Origin of the sequence: Nocardia flavorosea NBRC 108225 (assembly GCF_001613385.1) — a bacterium.
In the GTDB taxonomy this organism is placed as follows: Bacteria; Actinomycetota; Actinomycetes; order Mycobacteriales; family Mycobacteriaceae; genus Nocardia; species Nocardia flavorosea.
In genome coordinates this window covers 492,119-513,255 of the sequence record NZ_BDCG01000012.1, presented here as the reverse complement: position 1 = coordinate 513,255, position 21,137 = coordinate 492,119, and the positions used below count along the sequence as shown (strand labels likewise).

At 67.0% G+C, this 21,137-nt stretch carries 18 protein-coding genes; 12 read left to right on the top strand and 6 right to left on the bottom strand.

Features of this window, described 5'->3' with window-relative positions; genetic code table 11:
- Window positions 1-135 precede the first annotated feature (135 nt).
- Window positions 136-609, top strand: coding sequence for a hypothetical protein (locus tag NFL01S_RS15355; RefSeq protein WP_062975691.1), 474 nt, complete (start codon window positions 136-138; stop codon window positions 607-609).
- A 17-nt stretch (window positions 610-626) separates the two neighbouring features.
- Here NFL01S_RS15355 and NFL01S_RS15350 read toward each other — a convergent pair whose 3' ends face one another.
- The 6 genes from NFL01S_RS15350 to NFL01S_RS15325 all read right to left on the bottom strand — a co-directional run bounded on the left by NFL01S_RS15350 (window position 627) and on the right by NFL01S_RS15325 (window position 7,023).
- Window positions 627-1,496 carry an alpha/beta fold hydrolase gene (locus NFL01S_RS15350; RefSeq protein WP_062975689.1) on the bottom strand — a complete coding sequence of 290 codons (870 nt, stop codon included), beginning with the start codon at window positions 1,494-1,496 and terminating at the stop codon, window positions 627-629.
- Window positions 1,497-1,585: 89 nt separating this feature from the next.
- Window positions 1,586-1,918 (bottom strand): Rieske (2Fe-2S) protein, encoded by a 333-nt coding sequence (locus NFL01S_RS15345; protein WP_245670705.1) that lies wholly within the window; start codon window positions 1,916-1,918, stop codon window positions 1,586-1,588.
- A gap of 344 nt (window positions 1,919-2,262) precedes the next feature.
- Entirely contained in the window at window positions 2,263-3,408 is a 1,146-nt protein-coding gene (locus tag NFL01S_RS15340; protein ID WP_062975687.1) for an amidohydrolase family protein, read from the bottom strand.
- A gap of 64 nt (window positions 3,409-3,472) precedes the next feature.
- A complete protein-coding gene (locus NFL01S_RS15335) occupies window positions 3,473-4,564 on the bottom strand; it encodes an amidohydrolase family protein (protein WP_062975685.1) in 1,092 nt (363 codons plus the stop codon).
- Window positions 4,565-4,628: 64 nt separating this feature from the next.
- Complete coding sequence (locus NFL01S_RS15330) at window positions 4,629-5,993, bottom strand: cytochrome P450 (protein ID WP_062975683.1); 1,365 nt, start codon at window positions 5,991-5,993, stop codon at window positions 4,629-4,631.
- Window positions 5,994-6,162: 169 nt separating this feature from the next.
- The gene (locus NFL01S_RS15325) at window positions 6,163-7,023 is read right to left on the bottom strand and encodes a mycofactocin-coupled SDR family oxidoreductase (protein WP_062975681.1); all 861 of its coding nucleotides are present in this window, start codon (window positions 7,021-7,023) and stop codon (window positions 6,163-6,165) included.
- 496 nt (window positions 7,024-7,519) lie between these two features.
- Between NFL01S_RS15325 and NFL01S_RS15320 the strand changes: the two genes are divergently transcribed.
- The 11 genes from NFL01S_RS15320 (at window position 7,520) to NFL01S_RS15270 (ending at window position 21,135) form a co-directional block, all read left to right on the top strand.
- On the top strand, window positions 7,520-9,118 hold the full coding sequence (locus NFL01S_RS15320) for an AMP-binding protein (protein ID WP_062975679.1): 1,599 nt from the start codon (window positions 7,520-7,522) through the stop codon (window positions 9,116-9,118).
- 114 nt (window positions 9,119-9,232) lie between these two features.
- Window positions 9,233-10,882: an FAD-dependent oxidoreductase gene (locus NFL01S_RS15315; RefSeq protein ID WP_371851826.1), complete on the top strand. Its 1,650-nt coding sequence runs from the start codon at window positions 9,233-9,235 to the stop codon at window positions 10,880-10,882.
- Between the two features lie 79 nt (window positions 10,883-10,961).
- Window positions 10,962-11,840, top strand: coding sequence for an alpha/beta fold hydrolase (locus NFL01S_RS15310; RefSeq protein ID WP_062975677.1), 879 nt, complete (start codon window positions 10,962-10,964; stop codon window positions 11,838-11,840).
- The gene (locus NFL01S_RS15305) at window positions 11,827-13,497 is read left to right on the top strand and encodes a bifunctional 3-(3-hydroxy-phenyl)propionate/3-hydroxycinnamic acid hydroxylase (RefSeq protein WP_062975937.1); all 1,671 of its coding nucleotides are present in this window, start codon (window positions 11,827-11,829) and stop codon (window positions 13,495-13,497) included. The genes NFL01S_RS15310 and NFL01S_RS15305 overlap by 14 nt, the downstream gene beginning before the upstream one ends.
- Complete coding sequence (locus tag NFL01S_RS15300; RefSeq protein ID WP_062975675.1) at window positions 13,454-14,401, top strand: 3-carboxyethylcatechol 2,3-dioxygenase; 948 nt, start codon at window positions 13,454-13,456, stop codon at window positions 14,399-14,401. The genes NFL01S_RS15305 and NFL01S_RS15300 overlap by 44 nt, the downstream gene beginning before the upstream one ends.
- 147 nt (window positions 14,402-14,548) lie before the next feature.
- A complete protein-coding gene (locus tag NFL01S_RS15295; RefSeq protein WP_245670714.1) occupies window positions 14,549-16,312 on the top strand; it encodes an FAD-binding protein in 1,764 nt (587 codons plus the stop codon).
- On the top strand, window positions 16,309-17,610 hold the full coding sequence (locus NFL01S_RS15290) for an LLM class flavin-dependent oxidoreductase (protein WP_062975673.1): 1,302 nt from the start codon (window positions 16,309-16,311) through the stop codon (window positions 17,608-17,610). The genes NFL01S_RS15295 and NFL01S_RS15290 overlap by 4 nt, the downstream gene beginning before the upstream one ends.
- 36 nt (window positions 17,611-17,646) lie before the next feature.
- Window positions 17,647-18,522, top strand: a complete 876-nt coding sequence (locus NFL01S_RS15285; RefSeq protein WP_063915949.1) for a coniferyl-alcohol dehydrogenase — start codon at window positions 17,647-17,649, stop codon at window positions 18,520-18,522.
- Window positions 18,523-18,543: 21 nt separating this feature from the next.
- Window positions 18,544-19,533 (top strand): cyclase family protein, encoded by a 990-nt coding sequence (locus NFL01S_RS15280; RefSeq protein WP_062975671.1) that lies wholly within the window; start codon window positions 18,544-18,546, stop codon window positions 19,531-19,533.
- 79 nt (window positions 19,534-19,612) lie between these two features.
- On the top strand, window positions 19,613-20,206 hold the full coding sequence (locus NFL01S_RS15275; protein ID WP_245670703.1) for an NADPH-dependent FMN reductase: 594 nt from the start codon (window positions 19,613-19,615) through the stop codon (window positions 20,204-20,206).
- Window positions 20,207-20,271: 65 nt separating this feature from the next.
- On the top strand, window positions 20,272-21,135 hold the full coding sequence (locus NFL01S_RS15270) for an alpha/beta fold hydrolase (protein ID WP_062975669.1): 864 nt from the start codon (window positions 20,272-20,274) through the stop codon (window positions 21,133-21,135).
- Window positions 21,136-21,137 lie beyond the last annotated feature (2 nt).

Here is a 21,137-nt window from a genome sequence, read left to right as displayed (position 1 = left end):
ATCCGGACATACGTTGTGGCTCTGCGCGGGCGGATGGCCCGCCGCGACCACCGGCCGGTGCACCGTCACATTCCCTGCGGCGGTGCCCGTTCCGGGGGTGGGCCGGACCCGTACACGCCGGTTAGGCTCGTCGGCATGCGAACTGCGGTATTGCGGGTGAACGTCGATCCGGCCGGGGAACTCACGGGCGAATCGCTGGCTCGCGGTATGGCCGGACTGGCCGCCGCGCTCACCGAAACCGGGGGCGAAGTCCTGGAGAAGGATCTCGGTGCTGTCCCGCGGTCGCGGCGCGAGGTGCAGGTACTGCTCGATACCGCGGACGCGGCGGCGGATACTGCGCGGGTGGTCGAGATCTGTGCCCGGGTGTTCGGTACCGAACCGGTTGCGGGTGTCGTCACCTATGTCAGTCGCGGAACCGATGCCGACGCGTACGGGGTGCTGGCCGGGTTCGGGCTCACCGGGGAGATCACCCGGGTGCCGGGCACCGACGGTTACGACATCCTGCAGGTGCGTTTGCGTGAAACCGATCTCGAGCGGGTCCCGGAGAGCCGGGTCCACACCGCGCTGGAGGCCTCGACCAACTGCGAGGTCCGGATCAGTACGGTGTGACGCAACGGAACACCAGATCATCGGTCACCCAGGAATTTCAGGATCTCCGGGGCGGCCAGCACCCAGGTGTCGAACATGTTGTACTGCTTCGCCCGGCCCCGTGCGCGGTCCTCCAGAGCGCGTTCCCAGGCATCCTCGGGCCACGGCGGGTCGATCAGCGTCGAAGCTTCGATCAGGCAGTGCACCTCGAGCGAGGTGCGTTTCGGATGGTCCAGGTCGTTCGCGCCGCCGCGGATGATGAGCGTAGGCACCCGGATCCGTTCGAACATCTCGTCGTCCACTCCGGGAATCGTCTGACCCGGTTTCGGCACGTAGGCGTTGAGCCAGCGCAGCGAGAGTTTCACGAACTCGTCGGAGTCCAAGGCGCGTAACCGCTGTTCGTTGTCCGGATTCGCCGCGATGAGCTCCTGCCATTCCTTCATCCGCGGCAGGCCCTCGGTACCCAGCGCTCGCACCGTCTGCAGGCTGGGCAGGACGTAGTAGGCGCCGAGGTTGAAGGTGCCGTAGACCCCACCGACGATATTCCACAGCACGAGATCGGTGACCAGCTCCGGGTACAGCATCGTGGTGAGCATCGAATCCCGCGCCCCACCCGACCCGCCGGCCAGGATCACCGGGCCCGTCCCCAGCACGGTCAGCAGTCCGTGCAGGGTTTCGGCGCGCATATGCGATTCGGTCTGCCCGTAGAATTGCACATCGGAGGCACCGCAGTTGGGCCGATCCCACAGCAGTACTCGATAACCGCCGGCGACCAAGGCCTCGGCCAGCGGACGCAGTCCCGGTATCTCCTTGCTGTAGCGGCCACCGGGGGTGAGCACGATGAGATCGCCGCTACCCCCCAGGATTTCGTAGACCACCTTGCCGCCGTTCACCGTTACCGCGGGCATAGCACACTCCTGCCATGGGTCGGGGAGCCGCCGGGGCGGAAACTCCCGCGGCCCGCCGTACGAGCGGCGGGCCGGGATCTGTGTCCGGGTCAGGCGGTGACCAGTACGTCCCCGCCGACCACCCGAACCGGGTAGGTACGGATACTCCATTCGGGTTTCACCGCGGTGGTACCGGTGGCGAGTTCGAACCCCCATTGATGCCAGGGGCAATAGATGAACTCGTTGTCTCGCACCATCACCGAATCACCGGGCACCGATTCGTCGACCACGGTGCGGCCGCGCGCCCGGCCCGCGCACAGCGGACCGCCCTCGTGCGGGCAGTAATTGGCAATCGCGTAGAAGATGCCGTTGACGTTGTACACACCCACCCCGTGCCGCCCGATGGGCACCACTTTCGACGACCCGGGCGGAATCTCGTCCACCGTGGCGACGATATGCTCCCGCCCCTGCGCCAGCCGCGGTGCCGAAACGGAGCTGCCGGCCCGGGAGCCGGGGCTATCGCCTGATACCGGGGCCGAGACACCGGACTCGGCTGCCAGGGCGGGCCCGGTGGATGGCGCCGGCTCCGCCTCGTGCGTCGATACCGGTCGGGTGCCGGAATCGGCCCCTGCATCGGTGTGGGAACCCGGTCCGGCCGCGCCGGCGCTGCCGGGGACCGCTGCTACCGCGCTGGTTCTGTGGTGCGGCGCAGCCGCACCGGACCCGGAGGACGTCGCCGCGGAATCCGAGTCCGGTGGCCGAACCGGTGGGTCGTTACCGTCCGCCATCAGTGCACCCGTACCTGTCCGGGCAGCGCCGGTACGGTTTCCGGCAGGTGATAGGTCTCGATACCGTTGCGGAACATCACCTTGTCGCGCGCCGCGGGCGGGAGATGTTTCACCAGCCAGCGCGGATCGTCGAAGGTCCAGTGCGGGTAGTCCGAGGAGTACAGCAGGATCTTGTCCGCCTCCATCCATTCGAACGCCCGGGTGAGTTCGGTTTTGTCCTCCGGGTAGTCCAGCGGCTGGGTGGTGAACTTGATGTGTTCCTTCACGTACTCCGACGGCTTCCGCATGATCGACATGAACGAGCCGCGGGCCGCGTAGATGGCATCCATCCGCCACATCAGCGGCAGGATCCAGGTGAAGGCGTGTTCCACGAAGACGATGCGCAGCGCGGGGAACCGGTCGAAGACCCCGTCGAAGATCAGGCTCATCACCTGGTTCGCCGCGAGCAGCGAGTAGGTGACCATGAAATCGTGGTTGTAGCTGGGAAAACCGACCGGCGGCATGGGCATGGTCTCGTAGGCGCCCCGGCTGAGATGGCAGCTCACCGGCAGTTCGTGTTTCACCGCGGCGGCCCAGATCGGGTCGTATCGGGCGTCGCCCCAGGAGGGCCGCGGTTCGGCCTTGATCAGGATCTGCGCCATGTACGGATGCCCGGCCCAGTGCTCGATCTCGGCGACCGCGGAGGGGGGATCGTCTATCGCCACACAGATCGACCCGCGCCAGCGCCGATGCCAGTTGTTGTGCGCATCCAGCCACTGCGCATCGAGCCAGCCGTTGACTCCGGTCGCCATGGCGGCGGTGGCCTCGGGCAGGCGGGTCGCCTTTACACTCGGCTCGAGGATGACGATATCGGAGCCGGCGTCCATGATGAGCTGCCGGAAAGCCATATCCGGGTCGCTACCGGGGAATTCGCCGTCTGCTGGGAACGTATCGACCCGCATCGCCTTCGAATGCGCATAGTCGGGCGCGTCGTAGATGATGGTGTCGCCTACACGGTGACTGAGAAAGAACGATGTGCGCCAGGGCTCCGGTATATGTTCCACCAGGTCGCCCCGGCGGGGGACGGGGTGGACATCGGAGTCGACGACGCGTACCGGAACCAGTTCCGTGGAAGGAACCCGGGCCCGGTCCTGTGCCATTGTCATAGCGCCTCCTGGAGCACCATTGCGGAGAGGTCCGGCCGTAGGCACCGTGATCGTGGAAGGGGCATCAGCCGACCGCCGTCACGGCGTCTACATCGATGCTGTACAGCCGCGCGGCATTTCGCCAGTACAGTTTCTCGCGCTGTTCGGTGGTCAGTGCGGTCGGCAGGACGTCGGTATCGCCGGAATGCCAGTGCGGATAACTGGATCCGAACATCAGCATTTCGTCCTTGCCGGTGAAGTCGAGCCATTCCGCGGCGAAGGGCGCATCACCGGGGCCGTCGATCGTGGCGTGCACGAAATACACATGTCCGGGCAGGTAGTCGCTGGGCATCCGGGGTGCCCACGGGGTCTGTTCCAGGTGGGGCCGGCCGAAGGTGTCCATCCGCCAGGTGAATGGGGTGAGCAGATCGGCGCCGCCGTCGCCCCAGACGAATTTCAGGTCGGGGTAGCGCTCGAAAACGCCCTCGGCGATCATATTCATCAGGTGATAGATGTAGTTCAGCCCCATGAACCCGTAGTACTGCTCATAGGTGCGCGGATGGCCGGACGGTGTCGGTGGCAGGCCGATACTCTCACCGGTCTCGATATGGGTGGCGACCGGCAGGTTCGCCGCCGCGGCGGCCTCCCACAGCGGCCAGAACTGCGGTTTCCCGTACACTTCGCGTGATTGCAGTGGGATACCGAGCTGGACGATGCGGGGGTGATCACCCAGCCGGTCGATTTCGCGCAGTGCGCCGCTGATGTCCTCGGGATTGACGCGCAGCGTGCCGCGGAAGCGCTCGTGACAGGTACCGCTGTCGAGCCAGCGCGACACCATCATGTCGTTGTGGGCGGACAATACCGCCGTGGTGAGATGCCGGTCGGGCAGGATGCCGCGGGTCATTGGATGCAGAACGGCCACATCGACACCGCGTTCACCGAACAACTGCTGCCCCACGAACTCCGGGTCCGAACCCGGGTATCCCTTGTGTGGCCCGCGGGTGCCCGCGGCGTATTCGCCACCCGGCGCGCCGTACCAGTCCATCTCCGGGTCGGGGATGCCGCGGCTCTTGAACGGCTCGCGCAGGTGGCCGCGCATATCGTCGTCGGAGCGGAAGAAAATATGCACGCTGGTATCGATTACCGGGGTGCGGGTGCCGTCGGGCAGGTCCTTCATCGCGGTCCTCGTCGGAGAGTCGAGAGTGCCGGCCGGACCCCGCGGTACCGGCCGCCACTCGCGGTCAGTACTGGAAGTCGATCACCGCGGCATCGGGCCGTTCGGTGACCGGTGCGGCCAGCCCCTGTTCATCACAGATCCGTTGCAACTGCTCCAGGGTTTCGTCGAGGCCTGGGCCCAGCCGTTTCCCCGGGGTGAAGGTGGCCGGCAGATGGCGCATCCCCTGGATGACGCCGATGGTGTCGTAGTGCACCGTGCCCTCGGGGTCGCATCTGTAGTCCGGCATCCGGTCGAGCACGGCCAGCAGCATGGACTTGAACACCGTGCGGGCCACGTTGGAGCCGATGCACCGGTGCACACCCAGGCCGAAGCTGAAGTGCCGGTTCCCCTTCCTGTCCAGGACGATATCGTCGGCGTCGGGGAAGATGCTCTGGTCACGATTGGCCATCGCCCAGGACAACCACAGCCGTTCACCCTCTTTGAATTCGGTGCCCTGATAGGTGCAGTCGTCGGCGATGGTGCGGCCGTCACCCGGGGCGGGCGTGAAGTAGCGCAGGAATTCCTCGGTGGCGGAGTCCAGCAGCTCCTCGCGATCTCGGCTGAGTTCCTCGCGCTGGTCCGGATTCTCCGACAGCCACTCGAGGGAATGGGCGGTGAGCGCGGTGGTGGTGTCGAAGCCGCCACCGATGAGCAGGCCCATCATCCCGAGCAGTTCCATATCGGGTGCGGGCTCACCGTCGATGCGCAGTTCGACGAGCGCCTTGATGAGGCCGGGTTTCGGGTTGCTCTTGGCCTCGTGGAGGCTGGTGAGGATATCGAGACCCATGGTCCGGTGCATTTCGGCGACCCGGGGGGCGTCGGGGGAGTCTTCGGGTGTGTACACCGAGGCGTGCACCGGATCGCTGTACACCGACCACTTCTTCAGGGGAATGCCCAGCATCGCCAGCGTCAGCACGGCGGGGACGATATTGGCGAGATCGTCCACGAAATCGATACGGCCGGTCTCGATCTTCTCATCGAGGCTGGCCCGGACGATTTCGTCGATGAACGGCTGCCAGCGTTTCACCGCGGCGGGTGACAGGTACGGATTGAGGATCGAGCGGTAGGTGCGGTGTTCGGGCTCGTCCATTTCCAGCATGCCACCGCGGACCAGCGCGGCCCGTTGTGCCTTCGGAATCGAGATGCCCTGGTAGCCGCGGCGTTCGTTGTGCACATCGTGGTCGACCGACACCTCTGGGCAGCGGGCGAGTTCGAAGACCGCGTTACCGCCCGCGGCGACCCAGTGCCCGTTGTAGGTGTCCGACCAAGCCACCGGGCATTTCTCGTGCATCTCATGGGTGATCTCGGAAAACTTCTCCCGGTATTCGGGAGTGTGCCGATCGAAGTGGTACCGGTTCTTTTTGCGCTGGTCGTTATCCGTAGAAGTCACGGTCTGTTGTCCCTCTGCTGGTCACTGGTCGGCGAACCTTCGCCGGGGGCCCGGAACTCTGCGCCGCTCCGGGAGTCGTCGGATGGCCGATTCGCCACCGGGCCGGCGGCGTGCGCGTCGATCGCCTGCGGAATGCGCACGCCGCCTGAACCGGGGTGGCCGGGTGCGCTCACATCTTGTGGTCGTACCACTTGAGGTAGCCGCCGCCGTCGACGCGCATCTGCATACCGGTGACGAAGCGGGCTTCGTCGGAGACGAGATACAGGATGGCGTTGGAGATATCGACCGGCTCGATCCAGGGGGTCTTCATGGCCTGCTGGACATGGAAGGCGGGTTCGGCATCGGCGCGGGTCGGGTTCTCCAGATCCGGGCGGAACGAGCGGTACATGGGCTCGCTCTGCAGCATGTCGGTATTGCAGTTGGTCGGGTGTACGGCGTTGGCCCGGATACCGCGGGGGGCCAGGTGCCGGGCGATATCGAAGATGTAATACGACAGTGCGCGCTTGGAGTGCACGTAGGCCATGCCGCCGAGATCCGCGCCGGGGTTGTCCATCTTGCCGGTGTCGATCATCGCGGCGGTGGAACCGGTGGCGATGATGGACGCTCCCTCACCGAGGTGGGGGAGCGCGGCCTGGATGGCGTTGATGGTGCCGACGAGGTTCGTATTGATGACATCGATCCACGCCTGGATATCGGGCTGCCCCTTCATACCGGCGACACCGGCCTGGGCGATCACGATATCGAGCTTGCCGAGTTCGGCGACGCCGGCATCCAGCGCCGCCTTCAGTGCGACGGCGTCGCGGACATCGGTCTGGGTCGCGACGATCCGGCGGCCGGTCTTCTCGACCAGGCGCACGGTTTCCTCGAGGTCTTCGGGTGTGGCCAGCGGGTAACCGATGGTCGACATGTTCTGGCACAGGTCGACGGCGATGATGTCGGCGCCTTCCTCCGCCAGTCGTACGGCGTGGCTGCGGCCCTGACCGCGCGCGGCGCCCGTGATGAATGCGACCTTGCCCTCAACACGTCCCACAGCATTCCCTTTCGATCTGTTTTCGAGACACCTACCCGGGTGTGCCGGGCCGCCGGAGGCGGCGGCACAGGGCAGGGTGCGCGGCGAATGCCACGCGTCGATCCGGCCGCGGCCCCGATGCGGTGTCGACCCAGCACCGCCGGGTACCGGTTGCGGACATACGGCTGTTCTCGTATGCGAAAAGAACTGCGTTTTCGCATACGAGAACGGTACTCTACCCGTGGGGTCGGCGGCAAGGTTTTGCGAGAAGCCTGGTTGGCTGCGCCGATTCGGGTCGGCGAGCGGATTTGGGTGCCTTACCTCGTGCGATGGCCTCAGTGTCCGGGCGCCGGTTGGCGAATTCGGCATTTTCATTGAAAGAGAATTGAATTTCCAACAGCCGCCGGTGCCGACCGCGGCGCGCGTGCCCGGTCCGGCCCAGGTGGTGGCCGATGACTCCGGCGGCGCGAAAGGGGTGAACGGTCATGACGTTCCGAGGCGTACGAGGTGAGCACCGATGACCCGCGTCATTGCGGACGACCTGCGGCAGCGTTACGAATCGGCCGGCTGGTGGACCCGCGACACCATGGGGGATCTGCTGAGCCGCTCGCTCGCGGCCGTGCCCGCCACCGCGTTCCGGGTGTATTCCGATATCCGGCCCTGGCAGGGCACCTTCGCCGACGTGGAGCGGGTGGCACGGCGTCTGGCCGCGGGGCTGCGTGAGCGCGGTGTCGGGCCCGGCGATGTGATCGCCTTCCAGCTACCGAACTGGATGGAGGCGGCCGCGACTTTCTGGGCCGCATCCTTCCTCGGTGCGGCGGTGGTGCCGGTCGTGCATTTCTACGGCCCCGCCGAACTGGGGCATATCCTGCGGGTTTCCCGGCCGAAGGTGTTCATCACGATGGCGGAGTTCGGCCGGTGCCGCTTCGACCCCGAGGTGTGTGCGGAGGTTCCCGTTGTCGGTGTCGTCGGTAAGGGTGATGCGGACGACCGGCCGGGCGGATCCGGGGCGGGTGCGGGTGGTGTGGACTTCGCGGCTCTGCTCGCCGCGGAACCCATGCCGGGTGTCCTGCCCGCGGACCCGGCGGAACCGGCGCTGATCGCGTTCACCTCCGGTACCACCAGTGCCCCCAAAGGCGTGGTGCACAGCCATCAGACTCTGGGTTGCGAAACGCTCCAGCTCGCCGAGCGCAACCGCGACGATCGCGGTGAACAGCTCACCGCGACCCCGGTCGGTCATTTCATCGGGATGGTGGGCGCGTTGCTGCTGCCGGTACTGCACGGCCGGCCGGTCCATATGCTCGATGTCTGGGATCCCGGCCGGGCGCTGGCCCTGATGAAGGACCGGGGGCTGGTCGTGGGCGGCGGGCCGCCGTATTTCGTGACCAGTATGGTCGAGCACCCCGATTACACACCGGAGCATCTCGCCCATATGAAGTATGTCGGGCTGGGTGGTTCGGCGGTGCCGGCCGCGGTGACCCGCATGCTCACCGAGCTGGGTGTGGTCGCGTTCCGGGCCTACGGCAGTACCGAGCATCCGTCGATCACCGCTTCGGCGCTGGACGCGCCACCGCGGGAGCGGCTCGACACCGACGGCCGGGTGATGCCCGGAGTGGAGATCCGGATCGCGCCGGACGGGGAGATCCTCAGCCGGGGCCCGGATCTGTGCCTGGGATACACCGATCCGGAGCTCACCGCGCGGGTCTTCGATGACGAGGGCTGGTATCACACCGGCGATATCGGAGTGCTGGATTCGTCCGGGTGCCTGACCGTCACCGATCGCAAGGCCGATGTGATCATCCGTGGCGGCGAGAACGTCGGTGCGCGCGAGGTCGAGGATGTGCTGGACGCCATGCCGCAGGTGGCCGAGTCCGTGGTGATCGCCCTGCCCGACAGCCGGTTCGGTGAGGTGGTGGGGGCCGTACTGCGCCTCGAGCCGGGCTGTGTGCTGCCTTCGCGGGACGAGGTTCGCGCATTCTTCGAGCGGGCGGGGGTGGCGCGGCAGAAGTTGCCGGCGCGGTTGTTCGAGGCCACGGACTTCCCGCGGACGCCCAGCGGCAAGATCCAGAAACATTTGGTCCGGAAGGGTATTGCGGCATCCATCCTGCGAGAATAAGATTCTCAAAAAGGGAGATTAGCGTTTTACGCGAGTCGGTCCGGCTCGTGCCCCGCACGACAGCCCGCCGGACCGGCGCCCCCGACTCCGCCTGCTCGCCGAAAGGACAGCGCAGTGCCATCGCACCAGTCGCCGGTTGCCGGATCCGATCCAACGATCTGGGACGAACAGACCGATATCGTCGTCCTGGGCACCGGTGCCGCCGGCCTCACCGCGGCGCTCACCGCCGCGACCGAAGGTGCCGCGGTGGCATTGTTCGAGAAGGCGCATACGGTCGGCGGAACCAGCGCGGTCTCCGGCGGATTGGCCTGGATTCCCGCGCATGCACGAGCGGAACGCGAGCTCACGGTCGCCGACGCATTGGCCTATCTCGGTGCGCAGGCACTGGATTCGATGGACGACGAACTGGTCGAGGTGTTCGTCCGCACCGGCGCGCGGATGCTCGATTACGTCGAACAGCACAGCGGTGTGAAATTCGAAGTGGCCGAGGGGTTTCCCGACTACAAACCGGAGCTGCCGGGCGGGCGGCCCACCGGTGGCCGCTCCATCGGCCCGGCCGCCTACGACCTGGCCCGGCTCGGGGAATGGCGCGAGCGCCTCACCACTTTCCCGCTGGACTGGAGCAATGTCGGATTCGACGCCGAAACCCGGGCCCGGCTGCGCGCGGTTCTGGGGGATGCGTCCGCCGATGTCTGTGTCGCCGGTCAGGCGCTGGTGGCGGGGCTGCTCGAGGGCGTGCTGGCGGCAGGGGTCACGCCACGTACGGATGCGCGCGGGGTGGAACTGATCGCAGAGAACGGGGTGATCGCCGGGGTGCGGGTCACCGTCGGCGGGCGAGATATCGCGGTCCGTGCGCGGCGCGGTGTCGTCTTGGCGACCGGTGGTTTCGAATGGGATTCCGGACTGGTCAAAGCGTTTCTGCGGGGGCCGATGACCGGGCCGGTATCGCCGCCGAACAACACCGGCGACGGACTGCGGATGGCCATGGCGCACGGCGCCGACCTCGGCAATATGGGTGAGGCCTGGTGGGTTCCGGTGGTGCAGCTGCCGGGCGACACGATCGACGGGCACCAGCGCAGCCGCAGCGTCCGGCTGGAACGCACGCGCCCGCGCAGCATCATCGTGAACCGGGCCGGGAAACGGTTCGTCAACGAAGCCGCCGAATACAACTCGATGGCCGGCGCCTTCCACTACCTCGATCCACGCGGCGGCTATGTCAACAATCCCGGCTGGATGGTGTTCGACGCCGAACACCTGCGCCGGTACGGCTTCCTGGGCGTCGCCCCCGGCGGCACGGCCCCGGACTGGTTCTGCGAATCGGCCGATCTCGCCGAACTCGGCGCCCGGACCGGTATCGACGCGGAGGGCCTGCGTCGCACGGTGGCCGACTGGAACCGGGCGGTGGCCGCCGGATCCGATCCCGACTTCGGCCGCGGCGCCAGCGAATACGACGGCTATTGGGGCGATCCGGACGCCGACACCGTCGCGGGGCGCACGCTGGGTCCCGTCGATACCGGCCCGTACTACGCCGTTCCCGTGACGGTCGGTGCCATGGGCACCAAAGGCGGGCCACGGACCGATCGCGACGCCCGGGTCCGGCATATCGGCGGTGCGGTGATTCCGGGGTTGTACGCGGCCGGCAATGCGATGGCCGGGGTGACCGGCCGCGCCTACGGCGGCGCCGGCGGAACCATCGGCCCGGGCATGGTTTTCGGTTTCCGGGCCGGTTACCACGCGGCCACCGGGGAGTCGGCGAAGTGCTGAAGCCGTCCTCGCTGCCGGGCGACGCGGCGCGAGGTGCGAGCCGGCAGGCGTGGGCGAACGGATAGAGCGGAAGGTAGCAGTGTCGGAATACGAGAGCGTGTGGTGCGATCTGCAGGGGGTCGCGTTCAGCCAGGGGTACCTGGATGTGGCGGGAGTGCGGACGCGCTACCTGCACGCCGGTGACCGGAACAAACCGGCCCTGGTCCTCCTGCACGGCTCCGGCGGGCATGCCGAGGCCTATATTCGGAATCTGGCGGCGCATGCCGGGCATTTCTCGACTTGGTCGATCGATATGCTCGGCCACGGTTACACCGATAAACCCGGGCATCCGCTCGAGGTCGACCATTATGTGCGGCATCTGATCGCATTCCTCGACACCATCGGTGCCCCTCGCGCGCATATCAGCGGCGAATCCCTGGGCGGCTGGGTGGCGGCCCGCGCGGCCTGCGACCACCCCGGCCGGGTGGATCGGCTGGTCCTCAACACCGCGGGCGGTTCCCGGGCCGATCCCGAAGTCATGGCGCGGATCGTGACCCTGTCCATGGCCGCGGCCGCGGATCCGACCTGGGAGACGGTGCAGGCCCGGATCAAATGGCTGATGGCGGACAAAACCAAGGATTACGACGATATCGTCGCGAGCCGGCAGCGGATCTACCGGCAACCCGGATTCGTCGACGCCATGCGCGACATCATGGCGCTCCAGGATCCGCAGATCCGTGCCCGCAACCTGCTGGGTCCGCGGGAGTACGGCGCGATCTCCGCACCGACGCTGGTGGTGTGGACCAGCGACGACCCCACCGCCGATGTCACCGAGGGGAAACGGATCGCTTCGATGATCCCCGGCGCCCGGTTCGAAGTGCTGCCGGACTGCGGGCATTGGCCGCAGTACGAGTCGCCGGCGGCGTTCAACGCCCTTCATCTCGAATTCCTGCTGGGTGGTCGATATGGAAACCGGTAACGGCAGCACCCCCGCTCGCTATGACGTTCTCGTCGTCGGCGCGGGCCCGGTCGGGCTGACCATATGTAACATGCTGGGCCGCTACGGTGTGCGGACACTGCTGGTGGAGGAGCGGCCCGCCCTCATCGACTACCCGCGCGGTGTCGGTATCGACGACGAATCATTGCGCACCCTGCAATCCACCGGCCTGGTCGAGCAGATCCTGCCGCATACCAACCCGAACCAGATCATGCGGTTCGTCGACGGTGACCGGCGGCTGCTGGCCGAGATCGCACCCACCGACCAGCAGTTCGGGTGGCCCAAACGCAGCGGTTTCATCCAGCCGCTGGTCGATGCCGAACTACTGCGTGGCCTGGACCGGTACGACTGCGTCGATATCCGCTGGGCCACCGCGATGACCGACTGCCACGACACCGGCGACGACGTCCGGGTGCGGCTGGACACCGCCGACGGCCCGGAAACCGTTCATGCCCGCTATGTGGTGGGCAGTGACGGCGGGCGCAGCGCCACCCGGCACACAATGGGGGTGAGTTTCGAGGGCACCACGTCCTCCACCCGCTGGCTCGTGGTCGATATCGACGGTGATCCGCTCGGACATCCGAACGTCGAAGTCGGCGCGGATCCCGTGCGGCCGAATGTGTCCATCTCGCTGGCACACGGGGTCCGGCGCTTCGAATTCCTGCTGCATCCCGGCGAAACCGATGAAGAGGCCGAAACCCCGGAATTCCTGGCCCGGCTGCTCGAACCGTTCGTTCCGCACCCGGAGCGGCTGGATGTGATCCGGCGGCGTGTCTACACCCATCATTCCCGCATCGCCGGTGAATTCCGGAAGGGCCGGTTGCTACTGGCCGGGGACGCCGCGCACCTGATGCCGGTCTGGCAGGGGCAGGGCTACAACAGCGGAATCCGGGATGCGGCAAACCTGGGCTGGAAGCTCGCGGCCGTGGCGTCGGGGCTGGCCGGGGATGCCCTGCTGGACAGTTACGACCAGGAGCGGCGCAAACACGCGCGCGCGATGATCGACCTGTCGACCATGGTCGGGCGGGTCATCTCCCCGACGAACCACCGGGTCGCCGCAGTGCGGGATGTGGCGGTGCGCGTGCTGGCGGCAGTACCGCCGTGGAAGCGTTACGTCCTGGGGATGCGGTTCAAACCTATGCCGCGTTACGACCGCGGCGCGGTGGTGCACGGCTGGTCCCGGTCGCCGAATTCGGCGGTCGGCACCCTGTTCGTCCAGCCGCGGGTGGTCACCCGGACCAGGCCCGATGTGTTGCTGGACGAAACGCTCGGCCCGTGGTTCGCCGTGCTGTGCTGGAACAATCAGCCGCGGAAAGTGCTGGGGGATACCGAATTCGCGTGCTGGAAAGCGCTGGGAGCGCGGTTCGTGGAGGCCCGGCCCGCGACTCAACTGCACTGGACCGGCCACGATGACCCCGATGTGCTGGTGGTCGGCGATCACACCGGCGCCCTGAAGAAATGGTTCGACGGGCAGCTCGATTCGGTGCTGTTCCTGCGGCCGGACCGGTTCGTGGCCGGCGCCTGTATCGCCCAGCATGCCCCCGAACTCGCTGCGGCACTGCGGGACACGCTCACGCTGACTCCGGGAGGTACCGATGCCGCTGGCCGTATGCTGCGTCTCGCACAGTCCGCTCCTTGAACTCCCGGGGCCGGGCCGGGAACTGCTCAGCGAGATCGGCGGGGCCCTCGATCGGGCCCGGGAATTCGTCCGGGACTTCGATCCCGAAATGGTTGTGCTGTTCGCCCCGGACCATTACAACGGGTTCTTCTACAAACTGATGCCCCCGTTCTGCCTGGGCACCGCGGCGGCCGGCGTCGGGGACTACGGCACCCACTCCGGTCCGCTCGACGTTCCCGAAAAACAGGCGCTGGCGCTGGCCGAGGCGCTGCTCGAGGCCGGAATCGATATCGCCACCTCGGCGGAGATGTCGGTCGATCACGGCACCGTGCAACCGTTGCACCAGCTGTTCGGAGACGCCACCGCCCGGCCGGTGATCCCGATCTTCCTGAACTCCGTCGCGACCCCGCTCGGTCCGCTGCGCCGGGTGCGGGCCCTCGGGACCGCGGTCGGGCAGCATCTCGTGACCCTCGGTAAACGGGTACTGGTACTCGGTTCCGGGGGACTGTCGCACGACCCACCGGTTCCGCAGCGTGCCACCGCGCCGCCGCCGGTGCTGGAGCGGATCGTGCACGGCCGGCCGATGACCCCCGAACAGCGACAGGCCCGCCAGCGCGCGGTGATGGCGGCCGCAGCGGAATTCGCGGCCGGGGAGGGGCCGTTGCAACCGCTCAATCCGGACTGGGATCAGGAGTTTCTCGACCTGGTCGACACCGGGCGCCTGGCGGTGGTCGACAGCTGGTCCAACAGCGAGATCACAACTACCGCGGGCAATTCCGCGCATGAGGTCCGGACCTGGGTGGCCGCCTTCTCCGCCCTCGCGGCGCAGGGTCCGTATCGGACCACTGTCCGCTACTACCGGCCCTCGCCCGAACTGATCGCCGGATTCGCCGTCCGCACCGCGCGGGCGGCCGACCCCGGATAGCCCGCCGCCGGCACCCGCATCGACCACCCGAAGAAAGGTAGGGACATCGTGACCACGGAGGAACCGGAGATCGCCGGCGCCGAGGATTCCGGCGCCGGCTACGACGAGACCGTCGATGTGCTGGTGGTCGGGTCCGGCGGCGGCGGGATGTCGGCGGCCTTGAAGGCCGACGCCGAGGGCCTCGAGGTTCTGATCGTCGAAAAGGGCGCGAAATACGGTGGCTCCACCGCGCTTTCCGGCGGCGGTATCTGGGTGCCGAACGCCCCCGCCCAGCGCCGGGCCGATGTCGAATTGGATCCGGACAAAGTCGTCGAATACCTGAAGACGATCACCGGGGGCCTGGTCACCGAACAGCGCCTGCGGATGTATGTCGAGAAGGCGCCGGAAATGATGGCCTTTCTCGAAGAGCGCAGCGACTGGATGCAATTCGTCTGGAAACCCGGGTATGCCGACTACTACCCGGAGCTCGGGGGCGGCTCCGGGCAGGGCAGCACCATCAACGTCCCGCCGATAGACACCCGGGTGCTGGGACCGGAGGAGAACGAACTGCTCGAGCCCCTAGCCCTGGCGCCCAAGGGTATCTGGCTGGGTCCCATGGACCTGCGGCTGTTCTATCAGGTGCGGCAGAATTGGCGCGGTAAAGCGGTGCTGCTGAAACTGATCTGGCGGATGGTGCGCGCCCGGGTGTTCGGCGATCGGATCGTCACCATCGGGCAGTCGCTGGTCGCACGGCTGCGGCTCGCGCTGAAAGAGCGCGATATCCGGCTCCGGCTCGACACGCCCATGCAATCGCTGCTCACCGACCCCGACGGCCGGGTGACGGGCGCGGTGGTCGAACACGACGGTGCGCAGATCCGGATCCGCGCCCGCCGCGGGGTGATCCTGGCGACCGGCGGTTTCGAACGCGATATGGACCGGCGGCGCGCCGAACTGCCGGAGATCGACACCGACTGGAGTTTCGGAAATCCGCTGAACGTCGGCGACGGTATCCGCGCCGGGGAAAAGGTCGGTGCCGCAACCGATCTGATGGACGAATCCTGGTGGTTCCCGGCCGTGCAATGGCCGGACGGCCGGATGCAGTTCATGCTCAACGAACGGATGATGCCCGCCCAGTTCATCGTCAACGGTGCGGGCGAGCGGTTCATCAACGAGGCCGCGCCCTATATGGACTTCGGCCACGCCATGATCGAAGGCCAGCGGACGGGCACCACCCATATCCCGTGCTGGCTGATCACCGATCAGCGGTCCTGGCACCGGTATGTGATCTGCGGCCATCTGCCGATCCCCAAGGTGCCCTTCGCGCCGGTCCCGACCGGTGGCAAGGTCCCGCGGGCCTGGCTGGAATCGGGGGTGGTGGTCGAAGCGGGCTCCTGGGACGAGCTCGCCCGCAAGATCGATGTGCCCGCCGACGCGCTGAAAGCCACCGCGGAGCGGTTCGGCGAGCTGGCCCGCAAGGGTCACGACGACGATTTCGGGCGCGGCGACAGCGTCTACGACAACTACTACGGCGACCCCACTCTGCCGAACCCGAACCTGTATCCGATCGGCACACCGCCCTACTACGCCTTCCGGATCGTGCTCGGCGATCTGGGTACCTCGGGCGGGCTGCGCACCGACGAATACGCCCGCGTGCTGCGTGCCGACGACACGGTGATCGACGGCCTGTACGCGACCGGGAACGCCTCGGCGGCGGTCATGGGCCGCAGTTACGCAGGTGCGGGGGCCACCATCGGACCCGCCATGACTTTCGGATATATCGCCGCGCAGCACTGCGCGCGGCGGGAGGCATCCGGAAACCGCATCGCCGGGGAAACAGGCCCGGGACCGTCCGGTAACGGCACAGCCCCGGGCGAGGCGGGCACGGCGGGGGCCGAGACAACAACGAACGAATCCACCGGAGGTAACCGATGAAAATATCCCTCTTCTACGAATTCGCGCTGCCGCGGCCGTGGACCGACGACGACGAATTCCAGATGTTCCAGGACGGACTGGCCGAAGTAGAAGCGGCGGATAAAGCCGGCTTCTCCACGGTCTGGCTCACCGAACACCACTTCCTCGAGGAGTACTGCCACGCCACCGCGCCCGAGATGTTCCTCGCCGCGGCCAGCCAGCGCACGAAGAACATCCGGCTCGGCTTCGGTGTCATGCATCTGCCACCGGGCATCAACCATCCCGCCCGCGCCGCGGAACGCGTGGCGACCCTGGATCACCTGTCCGGCGGCCGGGTGGAATTCGGTACCGGTGAATCCTCGTCGGTGGCCGAGCTCGGCGGGTTCAATATCGACCCGGCGGATAAACGCGCTCAGTGGGAAGAAGCCCTCGAGGTGACCGTCCGCGCGATGACCGAGACCCCGTTCAGCGGGTTCAAGGGCGAACACATCTCCATGCCGCCCCGCAATGTCATCCCGAAACCGCGGCAGACCCCGCACCCGCCGCTGTGGGTGGCCTGCACTCGGCCGTCGTCGGTGCAGATGGCCGCCCAGAAGGGCATCGGCGCACTGAGTTTCGCCTACACCGGCCCGGAAGCGCTCGGTGAACGCGTGCGCGGCTACTACGAAGAATTCGAGAACGCCGCCGCGCCCTCGGTACCGCAGATGAACCCGAATATCCTGGCCATCGGTGGTGATCTGTCGATGATGGTCGCCAAGACCGACGAAGAAGCGGTCGAACGCCTCGGCCTGGGCGGTGGGTTCTTCTCGTTCGGCATCATGCACTACTACATGACCGGTATGCACACCCCCGGCCGCACCGGCGTATGGGACAGCTATCTGGACGCGGTGAAAGAAGATGAAACCCTCGCCTACGGTCCCGGCCGCGGTGCCATCGGCGGCCCGGAGACGGTCCGCGAATTCCTGCGCGGCTACGAGCAGAGCGGGGTCGACGAGATCATCCTGCTGCTGAATCCGCGCAGCCATGAGGGAACCATGGAATCCATCGAGATCATGGGCAAAGAGATCCTGCCGGAGTTCATCGAACGCGATGAGGTGGCCCGGGCGGAGAAAGCCAAACGGCTCGAGCCCGTCCTGGAGAAGGCCGAAGCACGGCGGCGGCCCTGGGCGGTGCCGGAATTCGACGAGAACTATTCGATCGGCGGCCTGCCCACCGGCCGCGGCGGAAAATTCACCGCCAGCGAGATCCCCGAGGCCATGGCCGAGATCAACGAAGGCCGGGTGAAGGCCGCGCAGGCACTGAAGGACCAGCAGGGCTGAGCGGCAGCAGCGGGAGAGGAGAGCGTGGTGCCCGAAATGGACTCGATCGGCCGGCGGTGGCGTTACGACGGGAAACGGGTGGTGGTGACCGGCTGCGCCTCCGGTATCGGGGCCTGCCTGGTGACGCAGTTGCGGGATCTGGGCGCCGAGATCGTCGGACTCGACCGGTTGCGCCCGGGTGCCGAACTCGACGAGTTCCACGAGATGGACCAGGCGGATCCGTTGTCCATCGACCGGGCCGCGCGCAAGATCGGGACCGAGGTCGACGTCCTGTTCAATATCGCCGGCGTCTCCTCGGGTATCGGCGACCCGCTGCGCGTCGCCACCATCAATTTCCTGGGGATGCGGCATGTCACCGAAGCGCTCGTCCCGCATATGGAACCGGGTTCGGCGGTGGTCAGCGTCTCCTCGCTGGCCGCTTCCGGATACCTGGAGAACCGCTGGGCGGTCAACGGGTTACTGGAAACCACCTCGATGGCGGAGGGCATCGCCTGGTGTACCGCGAATCCCGCGGCCATCGCGGACGGCGGCTACCGGCTGTCCAAGGAGGCGATCATCCTCTACACCGTGCGCCGATCGGTGGAGCTCGCGCGTCGCGGTATCCGGATGAACTGCACCGGTCCCGGTGTCACCGAGACCCCCATCCTGGACCAGCTGCGCTCGGCATACGGCCAGGACTATCTCGACAAGATCCCCAAACCGCTGGGCCGGTCCGCCGACCCCGTCGAACAAGCGTCCGCACTGCTGTTCCTGGGCAGCCCGGCTGCCGGATACATCACCGGCCAAGTGCTGTGGGTCGACGGCGGCAACCTCGCCGCGCGGCTGGCCGGCGAACTGGCCGGTCCGCCCCCGGACAGCACACGGGCGGGGTCCTCCGAATCCGCCGGGGCGGTGCCGGGCGAGCGGAAATAGGCAGCTGGAAGGAAAACCGACGTGGCAACTCTGACCGATTTCTACAAACTCGGTGACACCGTGCGTAACTGGGGCCGCTGGGGCGCCGACGACGAACTCGGCACACTGAACTTCATCACCCCGCAGAAGGTCGCCGCCGCGGCCGGACTGGTCCGGCACGGGAAAGTGTTCCCGCTGGGTATCGACTTCGGTTCCAACGGCCCGCAGGGCGCCTTCAAATTCCGAGCCAATCCCACCCATGTGATGACCGTCGACGGCGGGGACGCCGAAACGCTGACCGAATACGGTCCGAAATGGCTGCAGAATTCGGTGGCGGGCGAACTGGCCGGATTCTTCGCCGACAATCCGTTCCGGTTCAACGACGATATGCTCATCATGCCGTTGCAGGCGGCCACCCAGTGGGACGCCTTCTCCCATGTCTACTACGGGGACAAGCTCTACAACGGATTCCCGGCCGATTCGGTCACCAGTATGGGCGCCTTTCACTGCGGTATCGAAAAGGTCGACAGCAAGGGGATCACCAGCCGCGGCGTCCTACTGGACCTGGTGAAATACCGTGGCGCGGAGACCTTCCTCGAGGTGGGGGAGCCGATCACCGGCGACGAACTCGACGAATGTGCGAAACGCCAGGGCGTGACCATCGGATCCGGCGATATCGTGCTGGTCCGCACCGGCTGGTGGAACCGTTTCCTCGAAGCCGGTGACGGTTCCGAACCCTATTCGGGCCTCGACTGGACCTGCGCCAAATGGCTGCACGACCACGAGATCGCGGCCGTGGCCGCCGATAATCTCATGGTCGAGAATCCGATCTCGGGGGTCGAGGGCACGTTCCTGCCGATGCATATGCTGTGCCTTCGCGATATGGGCCTGATGCTCGGCGAATACTGGGATTTCACCGCCCTGGCCGCCGATTGCGCCGCCGACGGCGTCTACGAATTCCAGCTCGTCGCCCCGCCGCTGCGCGTGGTCGGCGCGGTCGGTTCACCGATCAACCCGATCGCCATCAAGTAGGTGCGGTGATGCGCTGGAAACCGGACCGCACAGTGAATGGAAACAGTCAGGGGCGCCGACAATGACCGCGGGAAGCACAATGATGGATCGGAACGCACCGGAGACGGGTCGGCAGCCGTTCGTCGTCGGACTCGGCGGTACGTTACGCGCCGGCTCGTCGACCGAGCGGGCGCTGCGGCACTGCCTGGACGCCGTCGAGCAGCGCGGTGGCCGCACAGCGTTGTTCAGCGGTGAACAGATCAACCTGCCGATGTACAACCCGCACGAGCCGGCGCGTACCCCGCAGGCCCAGGCGCTGGTGGAGGCGTTGCGCGCCGCCGACGCGGTGATCGTCGGCTCGCCCGGCTACCACGGTGCCATCTCCGGCCTGGTGAAGAACGCCCTCGACTATGTCGAGGATATGCGTACCGATCCCACGGTCTACCTGGACAACAAACCCTGGGGCTGTATCACTTGCGCCTACGGCTGGCAGGCCGCCGTCGGGACACTGGGCCAGCTGCGCGGCATCGGGCATGCGCTGCGGGCCTGGCCCACACCTATCGGAGTCGCGATCAATTCGGCCGACAAGATCTGGGACGACACCGGCGCCCTGATCGACACCGGTGTGCAGAATCAGCTCGAGCTGCTCGCCGTACAGGTCCTCACCAGCGCCAAACCGATAGGCACGGTATGAGCGAGTCAGGCCCGGAGTCGGCAGCGCAGCGTCACCACGCAGTGAGAGGACTGGGGACTGGGGCGGTGGCTTCCGGATATGAGCATCGTTCGATCGCGGTCGACGGTCTGCGTACCCATTTCCTCGAAGCGGGCGCGGGCGAGCCGGTTGTGTTGCTGCACGGGGGCGAGTTCGGTGCGAGCGCCGAGCTGGGCTGGGAACGCGTCATTCCTGCGCTCGCGCAGCGATACCGCGTGCTGGCCCCCGATATGCTCGGATACGGCGATTCCGCGAAGGTCGTCGATTTCACCGACGGCCGTGGAATGCGGATCCGGCATATCGCCCGGTTCTTGGCCGTGCTCGGGATCGAATCCGCTTTTTTCGTAGGTAATTCGATGGGTGCGGTGAATCTGCTCGCCGATACCACCGCCACGAATCCGCTGTTGCCGGTGCGTGCCATGGTGACCATTTGCGGTGGCGGGCAGATCCAGGCGAACGAGCATATGCGCGCCCTCTACGATTTCGACGCCACACTGCCCGCTATGCGCGCGATCGTCACCGCCCTGTTCGCTTCGCCCGCGTACCCGGCCGACGAGGACTATGTGCGGCGCCGATTCGATTCCGCGACCGTGCCCGGCGCCTGGGAGGCCATCGCGGCCGCCCGATTCCGGCGCCCCGGCGCGCCGACACCGCCCGCGCCGGGCGACCGGCCGTTCGAACGGATCCGGATACCGACCCTTGTGCTCGAAGGCGGCGCCGACAAACTTCTGCCCCGCGGCTGGGCTGCCGAGGTCGCCGCACGGATCCCGGCGGCCGAATCCGCGGTGATCGCCGATGCCGGTCATTGCCCGCAGATCGAACGCCCGGACGCGGTGAACCCGTTGCTCCTGGATTTCCTGGACCGGCAGGTGCGCGCCGCAGCGCCGGCGCAGTACGCACACAGCGGATGAGC

Coding starts and splice junctions, on each gene's coding strand:
- NFL01S_RS15305 (WP_062975937.1), top strand. CDS start 11,827: ATGGAAACCGGTAACGGCAGCACCCCCGCTCGCTATGACGTTCTCGTC.
- NFL01S_RS15320 (WP_062975679.1), top strand. CDS start 7,520: ATGACCCGCGTCATTGCGGACGACCTGCGGCAGCGTTACGAATCGGCC.
- NFL01S_RS15290 (WP_062975673.1), top strand. CDS start 16,309: ATGAAAATATCCCTCTTCTACGAATTCGCGCTGCCGCGGCCGTGGACC.
- NFL01S_RS15335 (WP_062975685.1), bottom strand. CDS start 4,564: ATGAAGGACCTGCCCGACGGCACCCGCACCCCGGTAATCGATACCAGC.
- NFL01S_RS15285 (WP_063915949.1), top strand. CDS start 17,647: ATGGACTCGATCGGCCGGCGGTGGCGTTACGACGGGAAACGGGTGGTG.
- NFL01S_RS15355 (WP_062975691.1), top strand. CDS start 136: ATGCGAACTGCGGTATTGCGGGTGAACGTCGATCCGGCCGGGGAACTC.
- NFL01S_RS15350 (WP_062975689.1), bottom strand. CDS start 1,496: ATGCCCGCGGTAACGGTGAACGGCGGCAAGGTGGTCTACGAAATCCTG.
- NFL01S_RS15300 (WP_062975675.1), top strand. CDS start 13,454: ATGCCGCTGGCCGTATGCTGCGTCTCGCACAGTCCGCTCCTTGAACTC.
- NFL01S_RS15340 (WP_062975687.1), bottom strand. CDS start 3,408: ATGACAATGGCACAGGACCGGGCCCGGGTTCCTTCCACGGAACTGGTT.
- NFL01S_RS15295 (WP_245670714.1), top strand. CDS start 14,549: ATGTCGGCGGCCTTGAAGGCCGACGCCGAGGGCCTCGAGGTTCTGATC.
- NFL01S_RS15275 (WP_245670703.1), top strand. CDS start 19,613: ATGATGGATCGGAACGCACCGGAGACGGGTCGGCAGCCGTTCGTCGTC.